We start from the raw sequence: 12,111 nt of genomic DNA, 5'->3' as shown, positions 1-12,111 counted from the left end.
GCAACAGCAGCGCTCCGAGGCAGGTGTCGGGCCAAAGCCAATGGGGATCAGGCCCGACGGGGAGGAGGGATTACTGCGAGGCCCAGCGGGCGACCAGCTCGTCGTAGTTGACGGTCTGACCTGCAGGTTTCTCGTTCTCCAGCGGTGGCTTGGCACCGCCATTGGCATACCACCACTCGGCGTCTTTTTCCTCGTTCAGACGCGGACCGCAGCCGCCGTAGATCTCAGCCTGCTCATCTGCACGCTGCATCCGGGCCATGGTGATGTCCATTTCTTCGGCCAGACGGTTCATGGCTTCCTGCGGGGTAAAGGCACCTGAGTTCACGTCACCAATCTGCTGCCACCAGATCTGGGCCAGCTTTGGATAGTCAGGGACGTTCACACCAGTTGGCGACCAGGCCACACGATCAGGTGAGCGGTAGAATTCTACCAGACCACCAAGGTTCGCGGCGCGCTCTGAGAAGCTCTCGTGGTTGACCGAGCTGTCACGAATGAAGGTCAGACCCACGTGGGACTTCTTCACGTCGACAGTTTTGGACACGACGAACTGAGCATAGAGCCAAGCCGCCTGCGAACGTTCCAGAGGCGTGGACTTGAGGAAAGTCCAGGAGCCAACGTCCTGATAGCCGACCTTCTGGCCTTCTTCCCAGTAAGGGCCGTGCGGGCTTGGGGCCATCCGCCACAGGGGCTTGCCAGCTTCGTCCACGGTGTTGTTACCTTCGGACTGTGGCTTTACCATGTCTGCAGTAAAGGCAGTGTACCAGAAGATCTGCTGGGCAACATTGCCCTGCGCCAAGGCAGGCAGCGACTGGTAAAAGTCATAAGACGCGGCACCGGGAGGTGCATATTTACGCAGCCATTCGTCCCATTTGCGGATCGCATAGACCGCAGCAGGACCGTTTGCAGCACCGCCACGGGAGACACTTGCGCCCGCTGGGTTACAGGAGCCGGCTTCCATGCGGATGCCCCACTCGTCGATTGGCACGCCGTTAGGCTCACCTTTGGAACCGGCACCGGCCATTGACAGCCAGGCATCGGTCATCCGCCAGCCAAGGTCAGGCGCACGTTTGCCGTAATCCATGTGGCCGTAGATTGCCGTACCGTCGATTTCCTTTACGTCTTCGCTAAAGAATTCGGCGATGTCCTCATAGGCCGACCAGTTGACCGGAACACCCAGGTCATAGCCGTATTTTGCCTTAAAGGCCTCCTGCAGATCAGCGCGGTCAAACCAGTCTTTGCGGAACCAGTAGAGGTTGGCAAACTGCTGGTCGGGCAGCTGATACAGATCACCATCGGGACCGGTGGTGAACTGGGTGCCCATGAAATCGTCAAGATCGAGACCAGGGTTGGTCTGATCCTTGAAATCACCCGCCATCATATCCGTGAGGTTATGGGCCAGCTGAAGGCGCGAATGGGTGCCGATCAGATCCGAGTCGTTGACATAGGCATCATAAAGATTGCGCTGTGTCTGCATCTGGGTCTGAACCGCCTGCACCACTTCGCCTTCGCCGAGGATCTGGTGATTAACCTTGATCCCGGTGATTTCTTCAAAGGCTTTGGTCAGAACTTCGGACTCGTAAGAATGCGTCGGGATCCCTTCGGAGAGCACGTTGATCTCCATACCTTTGAAGGGCTCCGCGGCGGTGATAAACCACTGCATCTCGCTCATCTGTTCGTCTTTGGTCAGGACTGAGGGCTGAAACTCCTCATCAATCCACTTACGTGCGGCTGCTTCATCGGCATAAACCGCTTGTCCCGCAGCCACGGCACATACCGCTGCTGCGGACAAAAGATACCTGCGCATCTTTTTCCTCCCTAAAAGTCTGTAAGGTCAGCTACGCTCTCTCGCATCTGACTGGCTTTTAGCTTTCATATCGATGCTGCCGTTGTCAAACTAAATATTTAGTTTTCATTTAACTATCAGAAAAGAATATACTATTTCTGGCCATTTTTTGAACCTTGCCTCGCTTGGCGACTCAAGCCCTGGTCTATTTCCCCTTTGGTCTTGGGGGGTGTTGCGGGGCGGCGGTGCTTCTGCTTTCCGCAGTACTGCTCTACGGAAGCTACTGTTTTTGCTCAAACGGAACAGGGATTTACGGACTTGGCACATGGGGCTGACCATGTAACAAGGTCGAGAACAGGCCGTTCGCAATGCTGGTAAACAGTGGCGGTAAGCACTGGTGGCCCAGTTCCGCTAAGCGCCCAATGAGAAGATACAAAATAGCCCCAATTTTCGTGGGGTTTGATAAGTGGAGCGCGCGGTTGGATCTGTATTTGCGTGCCAAGGGATAAGACGATGGATGTGTTGAAGCTAGTCGAAAAAGGGGCCAAAAAGCTGGTCCCCAAGTATATGCGAAAGTTTTTTCGGGCGTCGCGTTACGAGTTGAAAATGCAGCAGCTTTCCCCAGTTGATTTGATAATTCATGTGGGGGCGCATTGGGCTGAGGACGCTGAGATTTATGAACAATATGGCGCCAAAACGGTTTTGTGGATTGAGGCAGATCCCGACACCTATGACAAACTTTGTAATGTGGTTGCGGAGCGCAAAGGCGAAACACGTCATCTGACGGAATGTGCTCTGGTGTCCTCCTCTGATGGGCAGGAGTTGGAATTCCATCGATATAACAATGACGGTGCCTCTTCGTCGGTCTACTCAACGACCGATACATTTAAGGCCCGTTTTCCCAACAGTTTTGAAACCGGCGAAGTGATCGCGATGCAGACCCGGTCATTGCCTGACATTCTTGCGGCGCATGGGATCGATCTTGGCCAGGCAAACCGAGCCATGTTGGTATTGGATGTTCAGGGGCATGAATATTCAGTTTTGCAGGGGCTGGGTGACCTTTTGCAGCAGTTCCACCTGTGTAAATGTGAGGTCAGCCGTATCCCCGTCTATGATGGCGGCGCCCAGTTTCCTGAATTGGACGCGCATTTTCGCCAGCATGACTTTAAACTGATCTCGCACTGGTATGCCTTGGTGCCACGCCATGGGGATGTGTTGTATCAACACCGCTAGGCTCAGTTTGTACCTAGGGCGTAGGAAGTGACACGGATCAAGCATCAAGCGTCTGAGGTCTAAGCCGTTTTCCTGCTATCGTCGGCCCAGGGCCCAGCCCCGTTGTTTAGGAGGGGGCATGGGGGCGTCGCGTCGCTGTGTACCTGGGATCCTGGCAAAATAGCCCTCGCCGCAAGGTGTAAACCGAGGTAGGAGAGCTGGATGAGCGATATAGACAAATTTGAGATTTTCCTGACGGCAGCCCCTGGATTGGAAGCCGCGCTGCTGGCGGAGGTCCGCGAGGCCGGTTTTGCCGCTGCCAAATCTGTTCCCGGTGGTGTTACCGTGCAGGGGGACTGGCGCGAAGTCTGGCGCGCCAATCTGTGTCTGCGCGGCGCTGCGCGGGTGTTGGCACGCATTGGAGAATTCCGTGCATTTCATCTGGCCCAGCTGGACAAGCGCGCACGCAAGTTTCCCTGGGGGGAGGTTCTGCGCAAGGACGTGCCGGTCAAGGTAGAGGTCACCACCAACAAGAAGTCCAAAATCTACCATGCCGGCGCTGCCGCGCAACGGGTGGAAAAGGCACTGGTGGAGAGCTTTGGCGCCACGGTTTCAAAAGAGGCGGCCCTGACACTCAAGCTGCGCATCGACGACAATATGTGCCAGTTCAGCGTCGACACCTCCGGCGAGGGGCTGCATAAGCGCGGCCATAAGTCCGCCGTCGGAAAGGCGCCAATGCGCGAAAACCTGGCGGCCTTGTTCCTGCGGGACTGTGATTTCGATGGGGTTGAGCCGGTGGTGGACCCGATGTGCGGCTCTGGTACCTTTGTGATCGAAGCCGCCGAAATTGCCCTGGGGCTGGTGCCGGGGCGCAGTCGCAGCTTTGCCTTTGAGCAGATGGCTAGTTTTGACGCTGAAGCCTATGCGGCCCTAAAGGCAGAGTTCACTCCGCCGCAGACCGATATCACCGCGTTGCAGTTTTACGGCTCTGACCGCAACGCTGGCGCGGTTGAGATGGCCATGGCTAACGCAGAACGCGCGGGGGTGGCCGACTGTACAGCGTTCAATCATCACGCCGTCAGTGATCTGATGCCCCCGGAGGGGGCGAAGCCGGGCTTGGTGATCGTTAACCCGCCTTACGGGGCGCGGATTGGCAATAAGAAACTGCTGTTTGCCCTATATGGCGCGCTCGGAAAAACCCTGATGGAGCGTTTTTCAGGCTGGCGGGTTGGCATTGTCACCAGCGAAACCGGGCTGGCCAAGGCCACGGGATTGCCGCTGCTGCCACTGGGGGCGCCGGTGGCCCATGGTGGATTGAAAATCCGCCTGTTCAAAACCGCTCCTCTACGCTGACCGTGCGGTTTTTGCTCAAGGAACGCAACGGCTTCTGAAACTGTGACGTGGGGGTTTTCTTTACCCGCAGCCCTGGCACCGGGCAGATTGCCGGGTGCTGGGCCAGAGGACAGACTGCGCAGTACAGACCGAGTAACAGGGGGCAGGACAGCCATGACAACACAACCCACACAGGGGCATGACGGCCCTTACCCAACACCCATCGTGGTTACAGGCAGATCAGTTCTGCCAGAGTGGATCGACTACAATGGCCATATGAACGTGGCCTACTATGGTCTGGCCTTCGATAATGCGATTGATCAGATGTTTGATGACCACATAGGTAATGGCGAGGCCTATGTGCGCGCCGCTGCCCAGGGTATGTTTGTATTGCAGTCGAATATGCAGTTCCTGCAGGAACTGCGGCTGGGGCAGGTCTTCTCGGTTAGTTTTCAGCTCATTGATCACGATACAAAGCGGCTGCATTTTTGGTCAGAAATTCTGTTGGACGGTCAGGTCTGCGCTACCCAGGAGGTCCTGGCGATGCATGTTGACCTGACCACCAAACGTTCGGCTGTGTTTCCCGACTGGTTGCAGAGGCGTTTGGCGCGGTTGCAGGCGGATCACGCCACGCTCGCGCGTCCCGAACGGCTGGGGGCCAAGCTCGGCATTCGCCGGGGTCGAGCGCCCTCTTGATTTCGCAAAAAATGACAAAGGGGGCGCAGTGATGCGCCCCCTTTGTCAGGGATATGGTGCTGTTCGGCCCTAAACTAGGCAGTCGGCTTCCACAGCTTCATCCTCTTCACAGTCCTCAGGCAGGTCTTCGACTGGCTGGTTCATCAGCGCCATAATCTCTTCGGTGCCCAGGTTTTCATTCTCTCCACCAGCGTCAGATGTACCTGTTGGTGCGGTATTGGCCGCGTACCAGGCGTCCAGACCTGCGTCAGATACACCGCCATTGGCATAGCTGCTGCTGTCTGAGGCTGCTGCGGCTGGATCGTAACCGCCGTTCAGCACCTCTTGGCCGCCCTCTGGGTTGGTGACCACCAGGGACATTGAGCTGAGGTCGATGTCATCCAGCGTCAGGCCGTCATCGGACCAAAGGGTGAAATTGGCCGAGTTCACCTCGCCGTCTGTACTGTCGTTTACGCGCCCGAATTGCACCATGCCGTCAAAATTTTCGGGAACCGTTGTGCCTGTATCCAGCGCGTTGACAGAATTGGCCTCTGCAGCCTGTCCTGTCACTGGCAAACCATTCACGGATGGGTGGAAGTTCAGACCATCCACGGTGGCATCGTCGCTCATGTTGAAGAAAATACCGTCGATATCGGCCACTTCACCGTCATAAGAGGTTGGCTGCAGATTGATAAAGAGCTGGCCTTGCGGAGTTTGGGTCACTTCGACGGTGACACTTGGGTCGCCATTGCCGCCAATTTCAAAACTGAGGGTGGTTTTGCCATCGCCGCCAGCGTCGCCACCGCCGCCTGTGTCTCCTGTTCCACCAGCAGTACCACCCGATCCTGTACCACCTGTTCCTGTTCCGCCAGTGCCGCCTGTACCTGTGCCGCAAGTGCCGGATCCACCGGTTCCAGACCCACCTGTGCCAGACCCACCTGTGCCAGACCCGTTCTCGTCTTCGTCACGGTCCTGCCACCACTTCTTTTTGCCCCAGCGGCCATGACCGCCGCGACCGCCGTCGGATCCACAGCCGTCTTTTCCAGATCCCCCAGTGCCAGATCCCCCAGTGCCAGATCCCCCAGTGCCGGAGCCGTTGTTGTCGTCGTCGCGGTGGTTCCACCACTTGCCCTTGCCACCGTGGTCCCGCCCGCCGTGGCTTCCGCCGGTCCCGGAACCGCCTGTGCCCGACCCGTGGTCGTCTTCGTCCCGCTGCCAATGTTTGCGACCGCCATGGCCGCCGAAATGGTTTGAAAGCTTGTCGCTATACCAGCGATTAAAACCGCCGTCGCGCACGCCACCGTCATGGTAGCTCTTGCTTTGGCAAGCACCGTTGCCGCCCCATAGCGAGCGACCACCGCCCCAACCAGAAAAATGTCCCCAGCTCATAACTCACACCTCTAATAATCCCCTGTCGCCGCTGTGAGATCCAAGCGGCAACGCATTGGGGAAAATTAAAGTGGGGCGGGGTTTGAGCCAAATTTTTGCCGTATTTTTGTAAAAATTTGCCTTATTCGGCCGCGATTTCGGAAACAAATCCGTGATGGAGCGGCCGACTGTTCCCGGCTTCGCCACGGCAGACTGCCCCGACTCACCCTTTCGGCGGGGCCTCACGGGGGGCGTGATCTGGTCCCGCCATGACAGTCCCCCGAATGGGACGCCATATCTCCCGAAAAATGCCATCTTTTGTACCTAAAGCGTTACCAAAGATGCCACGAGCGCAGGTCGCTTTGGGCCAAGGAGAAGGTGACGCCGATGGCGGATGGAAGTTTTGATCAGCGCGCGGCTTATATTGTCGCAAAAGCACAAGAGACCCTGGGTAAAGTCCCTGACCAGATTACCACGCCTGGCGGTAAGTCCCGTTCTTCTATGCGATTGCATTTTGGTGAGGAGACGGCGATCGCCACCCTGCGGGAGAATTTCCGCCGGACCCATCTGGAGGCCTATGTGCTGGAAAAGCTCGGGCCTCATTGCGACGACATTCCTCGGGTTCTGGGGGTCAATGACGATGTCTTGTTCCAGTCCGATACCGGAGAAACCCGGTTGAGCCGAGAAATCTTGGAGCACGAGGTTGGCGATCAGGTGGAGCTGGCGGCCGAGGCATGCGCAGCTATTTTTCGCATTCATGCTGCGGCGCGCCAGACCGATCTGGCGGAGATGTTGCCGCATCTGGGTTCCAACCGGGACTGGATCATCAATCTGGTCGGATCGGTGGAGGCTTTGCAGGCCTATTCCATGGGGATTCCAAAGGAGTTTGATTTTGTTGCGGTCGCCGAGCGCATGGACCAGCCGGGGCGGCAGTTCCTGAAGTGGGATTGCCGGGCAGGCAACGCGGCGATCGGGAACGATGGTTTTGTGCGCTGGTTTGATTTTGAATATGCCGGGCTGCGTCACGGGGGCGAGGATTTTGCCTGGCTCATTGCTGATGAGACCTGGCCGATTGCTCCGGACAAGATGGCCGATGTGATGATCGATACCTTTGATCACGGGGCTGGTTATGACATTGCCGACTACCTTGATTATCTGTCAGTCTACGTGACGCTCCATGCGGTTCAACGGCTGAAGCTTATTCAGAAAGAGGTTAAAAAACGCGGCTGGCTTAGCAAGACGCGGGTGATCAAATATGATGACGCCGGGGTGCACCCTGACTATGCGAGGCAGCTCTGTCGCGTGGGGGCCTATTATGCGGGGCAATCAAAACTGACTGCGCCTCTGGCACGCAACTTTGAAGCCGCCGGGCGCGCCTTTCGGGCCATCGCAGAAGGTTAATCGTTGCCAGGAGGTCATAGCCCCATCTGGCGCACGGCCAGATCCCGCATGATCTCTTCGGACCCGCCGCCAATGGCCATAACCTTGACCTCTCGGTATATGCGCTCCACCCGGTTGCCGCGCAGATAGCCCGCGCCGCCCAGGATTTGCATGGCCTCTGAGGCGCAGAATTCGCAGGCCTTGGTGGCAAAAAACTTGGCCTTGCTCAGTTCTGCCACTGGCATGTCACCCTGGTTCACCTGCCAGCAGATCATCCGCAGCGTCGCCTCTACCGCGTCGATACGGGCGGACATATCGGCGATCTTATGACGGATCACCTGATGGCGGATCAGCTTCTTGCCAAAGGTCTCGCGCTCCTGCGCCCAGGCGATACTGTCCTCAAGGCAGGTCTTCATCATGCCCAGAACCCCGGCAATCAGGTTGATCCGCTCCATGTTGAAATTGTTCATGATGGCCAGAAACCCGGTGCCTTCGTCGCCCATCATGTTGCTGGCAGGGACGCGAACCTCGTCCAGAAACAGCGTTGCCTGATCCGAACACCACCAGCCCATCTTGCGGGTTAGGGCAGACCGCGAGAAGCCAGCGGTATCCGCCTCTACAAAGAACAGGGAGATCCCGTCCAGCCCCTGGCCACCAGTACGGGCCGGGATGACAAAGTAATCCGAGGTCATCCCGCCAGTGATAAAGGTCTTGGAGCCATTGAGCACCCAGTGATTGCCATCGCGCCGCGCCGTGGTCTTGAGGTTGGCGACATCCGAACCGCCCCCCGGTTCGGTTACCCCGAGGGAGGAACCTTTACGCCCAGATAGGATTTCCGGCAGCACCCGTTCGCGGATGTCGTCGCAGGCCAGCCGCGCGATGGGCTCAACAGAAATGGTGCGTCCAGCCAGGGCTGCGGTGACACCGCCAGCACCACAGCGGCACAGCTCTTCGCTATAGGCCGCCCGCAGGAAACAGTCGTCGAACCCAAGGCCCCCGTATTTCTCATCAATGCCAAAACCCCAGACACCAAACTCACCGATTTTCTGGTGCAGCTCCCAAGGCACCGCGCCCGCCTCGTCCCAGTCGTCGCAATAGGGCTGGATTTCTTTTTCTACAAAGCTGCGAATACTGTCGCGAAAGGCGCGATGTTCTGGTGTTTCAAATGGGTTCTTCATCGGTCTTTCCCCTAGGACTGCGCGCAGACATATGTGGCGCCATGATGCGGCCAAACAGTTCGACCATCTTGGTGATAATTTTGGGATCCCGTTCAAAGGGGACCTGGGTGTGCAGCCCCCGCATGAAACTGCGGCAGATCGACCAAAGCAGCGCCAGCTCATCCTCATGGCCCTCGGTCGCCTGGTAGAGATTGGCAATGTTGCGGTTAAATTCGTCGTTATAGCTCCAGAGCGCCGGGGTAATGCGGTCATGCAGCGCCTGATCTGTACGGGCCGCAACAAGGATCTCCATCAGGGCGCGCCCTTCGCGGGTATTGATGACCTGTCTCCATAACGCGTGCAGCTGGTCCTGCAGGCAGGCACTGCTCTCAGAAGGGCGCAGCATATTGGCCTCTTGGTCGCCGGGGATTGAGGTGCCGCGCACTGGTTCCAGCAGATGTTCGAGGGTTTTCACCATCATCTCTTCTTTGGATGGGAAGTGATGGGTGAGCGCACCGCGTGAGACTCCCGCCTGGGTCTGCACCCGGTTTATGGAACATTCTGAATACCCAACCTCGTCCAGCGAGGAGATCACCGCATCAAGGATTTTGCCTCGGGTGCGGGCCACCCGCAGCGGATTACCGCGCTGGGTTTGGGTCGCGCTAGTGGTGACGTTCGGTTGGTCTTCGGTTCCTGTGCGCATCGGCATATCCTTTTGACGAATCGTAAAACAGAACATCTGGTCTGTTCAATCACATGAATTCCGGTCAAACGCAGCGGCATTTGGCCAGCCAAGGGAGCCAAACATGCAACAAGCCGAAGATTTTCGCGCCGAGAGCCGGGCGCTTGCGGATCTGTTACAGGATCTAACAGAGGCGGATTGGCATCGTCCCACTCAGTTTAAGGACTGGACCATTGATCACGTGTTGGGACATTTGCATTTGTTCAACGTTGCGGCTGAGACCTCGTTGCAGGGAGAAGTCGCCTTTGGGCAGTTCATTGGGCCGATTGTGAAAGATATGCAATCGGGCAAGTCAATTCTGGACTGTCAGTTTCCCTGGCTCGATGGCCTGTCTGGCCGGGCTTTGTTTGAGGCTTGGCGAGTAGGAGCCGAGCGCTGCGCCGATGCCTTTGCCAAGGCAAACCCAAAAGCGCGGGTCAAATGGGTGGGCCCGGATATGAGCGCGCTCAGCTCGATCACGGCGCGGCAGATGGAGACTTGGGCTCATGGACAGGAGGTCTTTGATCTATTGGGCGTAGAGCGGCAGGAGCAAGACAGGATCCGCAATATCGCGCATCTGGGGGTGTCGACCTATGGCTGGACCTTCAAAAATCGCAAAGAGCCCATTCCAGAGCCTGCCCCATTTGTGGAACTTATAGGCCCCTCTGGGGCGGTCTGGACCTGGAATGATCCGCAAGAGGACAATGTGGTGCGGGGGACTGCGGTGGAATTTTCTCGAGTGGTCACGCAGGTGCGCAATATCGCGGATACTGATCTTGAAACCCGTGGCGCCACGGCGGCACGGTGGATGGAGGTGGCACAGTGTTTTGCAGGTCCCGCTGAAACGCCCCCTGCACAGGGCGCGCGTCATAAGATCTAGGCAGGGCAATTGCATCAACCTCTGCGCCCTTTGCCCTTTGGATGCAGGACGTCGACTAAAGTGAAAACCGGGGGTCTCCCGCGCAGATTTATCTCCCCTGGGAGATTTCATCCCCCTGGGCCGGCGCCGCCGCTCTTTGCAGAGCAACGACGCTGGCGCGCAAAATGGCAAAGGCTGCTCCTTGCTGCGGGTCCCGGCCGGGGATCTCGATACAGAGGCGGGGAGAGGGGGGATTAAGGGCGGTGGACAGCAATATGGGGGGAGCGGGAAGAGGGGCAGTACCTGGGAGAAGGCCTGAAGGGCGCGAGATCCAGAAACTTCCAACGGCTGGCGTGGCCTTAAAGAATCAGGCATTTTGACGCCGAAAGCATGAACTCGCTTTGGTGACTAATGGGATTTCGCGGCTAGTTTATAGCCTAGAGGGTAGATTGTTTCCCCTTTTGCGCCTTTGGGACCCTTTTTTGCCCCAATCGCTAACCTTTGGTTATAATTCCCTACAATTTGATTAGATATATTCTGGTCACGGAATGCTGTAGCTTGAAAGAGCAACAGGGGTATCCAGCCCGAGCATTCAGCAGGGGCGAACCATGTGGGGGCATGGTTCGGTAAAACCCAAAAAGTGATGACATCGCCCGCTTCGCTGCTGTTGCGGGTTTTGGCAAATGAAGGAGCTTTGAGCGCCGGGATTTTCCCGGAGCAATAGCTGCGAGCGCATGGGGTGACGATGAAAGATTTCGTATCAAACGCAACCGAGCAGGCTTTTGCTGCACCTGGTTTGACCGTGCCCGGTATCACCGTGGCAAGGAGATCTTCTTTGGTTTGCGCAGCGAACCCGGTGATGAACCCGGTCAGCCCAGTGTCAGCTGCACCCTACTCGGCTGGGGCCAGCATCAGCCAGGCATTGGCGACGGCGCGCGGCAAAAACTCAGGCTACGCTTTGGCGGGAAAGCGGGTATTGGACCTGTTTCTGGTTTTGTTGGCACTGCCTGTTGCCTTGCCGATTATTGTGCTGTCCGCCTTGGTGCTTTTGCTCGAAAGCGGTCTGCCGTTTTATAGCCAGGAACGCTTGGGGCAACAGGGGAAGCGCTTTCGCATTTTCAAGCTGCGTACCATGGTTCGCGATGCGGATGCACGGTTGCAAGCCTGTCTGGACAGCGATCCAGAGCTGCGCCACGAATGGGAAACCACTCAAAAGCTCAAATCTGACCCTCGGATTACCCGTGTGGGGCGCTTCTTGCGTATGACCTCCCTGGACGAGCTTCCTCAGCTTTGGAATGTGGCCACCGGAGAGATGAGCTTGGTCGGCCCGCGCCCGATGCTGCCAGAACAGCTGCCTCTGTACGGCGATCCCAGCGCATATTTTGCTGTAAAACCTGGCATCACAGGGATCTGGCAGGTCTCTACCCGCAACGAAAGCAGTTTTGCCTCGCGGGCCAAGGCAGATGTGGATTACCTGGGTGATATGGGGTTGAAGCAAGATTTGAGCCTTCTGTGCCGTACGGTTGGCGTCGTTGCCAAAGGCACTGGATATTAATCTCTTTGCCTTTGACTGCGATACAGATTTGAAAAGGCCCAAGCTGTCGCAAAACGGCTAAGGGCAAGG

10 protein-coding genes are annotated in these 12,111 nt (G+C 57.3%); 6 read left to right on the top strand and 4 right to left on the bottom strand.

The window, feature by feature from the left end; all coding sequences use genetic code 11:
* Positions 1-70: 70 nt before the first annotated feature.
* Positions 71-1,804: an ABC transporter substrate-binding protein gene (locus tag MED193_RS09200; RefSeq protein ID WP_009809430.1), complete on the bottom strand. Its 1,734-nt coding sequence runs from the start codon at positions 1,802-1,804 to the stop codon at positions 71-73.
* Between the two features lie 585 nt (positions 1,805-2,389).
* Between MED193_RS09200 and MED193_RS09195 the strand changes: the two genes are divergently transcribed.
* The 3 genes from MED193_RS09195 (at position 2,390) to MED193_RS09185 (ending at position 5,023) form a co-directional block, all read left to right on the top strand.
* On the top strand, positions 2,390-3,016 hold the full coding sequence (locus tag MED193_RS09195; RefSeq protein WP_198133861.1) for an FkbM family methyltransferase: 627 nt from the start codon (positions 2,390-2,392) through the stop codon (positions 3,014-3,016).
* 201 nt (positions 3,017-3,217) lie between these two features.
* Positions 3,218-4,348 (top strand): class I SAM-dependent RNA methyltransferase, encoded by a 1,131-nt coding sequence (locus MED193_RS09190; protein ID WP_009809428.1) that lies wholly within the window; start codon positions 3,218-3,220, stop codon positions 4,346-4,348.
* A gap of 153 nt (positions 4,349-4,501) precedes the next feature.
* Positions 4,502-5,023 carry a thioesterase family protein gene (locus MED193_RS09185; RefSeq protein ID WP_009809427.1) on the top strand — a complete coding sequence of 174 codons (522 nt, stop codon included), beginning with the start codon at positions 4,502-4,504 and terminating at the stop codon, positions 5,021-5,023.
* Positions 5,024-5,092: 69 nt separating this feature from the next.
* Here MED193_RS09185 and MED193_RS22920 read toward each other — a convergent pair whose 3' ends face one another.
* Positions 5,093-6,391, bottom strand: a complete 1,299-nt coding sequence (locus tag MED193_RS22920; protein ID WP_157041321.1) for a hypothetical protein — start codon at positions 6,389-6,391, stop codon at positions 5,093-5,095.
* Positions 6,392-6,757: 366 nt separating this feature from the next.
* Between MED193_RS22920 and MED193_RS09175 the strand changes: the two genes are divergently transcribed.
* On the top strand, positions 6,758-7,771 hold the full coding sequence (locus tag MED193_RS09175; RefSeq protein ID WP_009809424.1) for a hypothetical protein: 1,014 nt from the start codon (positions 6,758-6,760) through the stop codon (positions 7,769-7,771).
* Between the two features lie 14 nt (positions 7,772-7,785).
* On the opposite strand, the gene MED193_RS09170 is transcribed toward MED193_RS09175, so the two are convergent.
* Together MED193_RS09170 and MED193_RS09165 are read right to left on the bottom strand one after the other, a co-directional pair.
* Positions 7,786-8,928 carry an acyl-CoA dehydrogenase family protein gene (locus MED193_RS09170; protein ID WP_009809423.1) on the bottom strand — a complete coding sequence of 381 codons (1,143 nt, stop codon included), beginning with the start codon at positions 8,926-8,928 and terminating at the stop codon, positions 7,786-7,788.
* Positions 8,912-9,610, bottom strand: a complete 699-nt coding sequence (locus MED193_RS09165) for a TetR/AcrR family transcriptional regulator (protein ID WP_198133860.1) — start codon at positions 9,608-9,610, stop codon at positions 8,912-8,914. Before MED193_RS09165 ends, MED193_RS09170 begins: the two co-directional genes overlap by 17 nt.
* Before the next feature lie 103 nt (positions 9,611-9,713).
* Between MED193_RS09165 and MED193_RS09160 the strand changes: the two genes are divergently transcribed.
* Together MED193_RS09160 and MED193_RS09155 are read left to right on the top strand one after the other, a co-directional pair.
* Complete coding sequence (locus tag MED193_RS09160) at positions 9,714-10,508, top strand: TIGR03084 family metal-binding protein (RefSeq protein WP_009809421.1); 795 nt, start codon at positions 9,714-9,716, stop codon at positions 10,506-10,508.
* Between the two features lie 838 nt (positions 10,509-11,346).
* On the top strand, positions 11,347-12,042 hold the full coding sequence (locus tag MED193_RS09155; RefSeq protein ID WP_039966789.1) for a sugar transferase: 696 nt from the start codon (positions 11,347-11,349) through the stop codon (positions 12,040-12,042).
* Positions 12,043-12,111 lie beyond the last annotated feature (69 nt).

This window comes from Roseobacter sp. MED193 (genome assembly GCF_000152965.1).
In the GTDB taxonomy this organism is placed as follows: Bacteria; Pseudomonadota; Alphaproteobacteria; order Rhodobacterales; family Rhodobacteraceae; genus Pseudophaeobacter.
Note: the sequence above shows the minus strand (reverse complement) of the source record. Positions and strands in the feature narration are given on the sequence as shown.

Excerpts from the sequence above, each read along its gene's own strand:
- MED193_RS09200 (WP_009809430.1), bottom strand. The coding sequence starts at position 1,804 with ATGCGCAGGTATCTTTTGTCCGCAGCAGCGGTATGTGCCGTGGCTGCG.
- MED193_RS09195 (WP_198133861.1), top strand. The coding sequence starts at position 2,390 with ATGCAGCAGCTTTCCCCAGTTGATTTGATAATTCATGTGGGGGCGCAT.
- MED193_RS09190 (WP_009809428.1), top strand. The coding sequence starts at position 3,218 with ATGAGCGATATAGACAAATTTGAGATTTTCCTGACGGCAGCCCCTGGA.
- MED193_RS09185 (WP_009809427.1), top strand. The coding sequence starts at position 4,502 with ATGACAACACAACCCACACAGGGGCATGACGGCCCTTACCCAACACCC.
- MED193_RS22920 (WP_157041321.1), bottom strand. The coding sequence starts at position 6,391 with ATGAGCTGGGGACATTTTTCTGGTTGGGGCGGTGGTCGCTCGCTATGG.
- MED193_RS09175 (WP_009809424.1), top strand. The coding sequence starts at position 6,758 with ATGGCGGATGGAAGTTTTGATCAGCGCGCGGCTTATATTGTCGCAAAA.
- MED193_RS09170 (WP_009809423.1), bottom strand. The coding sequence starts at position 8,928 with ATGAAGAACCCATTTGAAACACCAGAACATCGCGCCTTTCGCGACAGT.
- MED193_RS09165 (WP_198133860.1), bottom strand. The coding sequence starts at position 9,610 with ATGCGCACAGGAACCGAAGACCAACCGAACGTCACCACTAGCGCGACC.
- MED193_RS09160 (WP_009809421.1), top strand. The coding sequence starts at position 9,714 with ATGCAACAAGCCGAAGATTTTCGCGCCGAGAGCCGGGCGCTTGCGGAT.
- MED193_RS09155 (WP_039966789.1), top strand. The coding sequence starts at position 11,347 with ATGAACCCGGTCAGCCCAGTGTCAGCTGCACCCTACTCGGCTGGGGCC.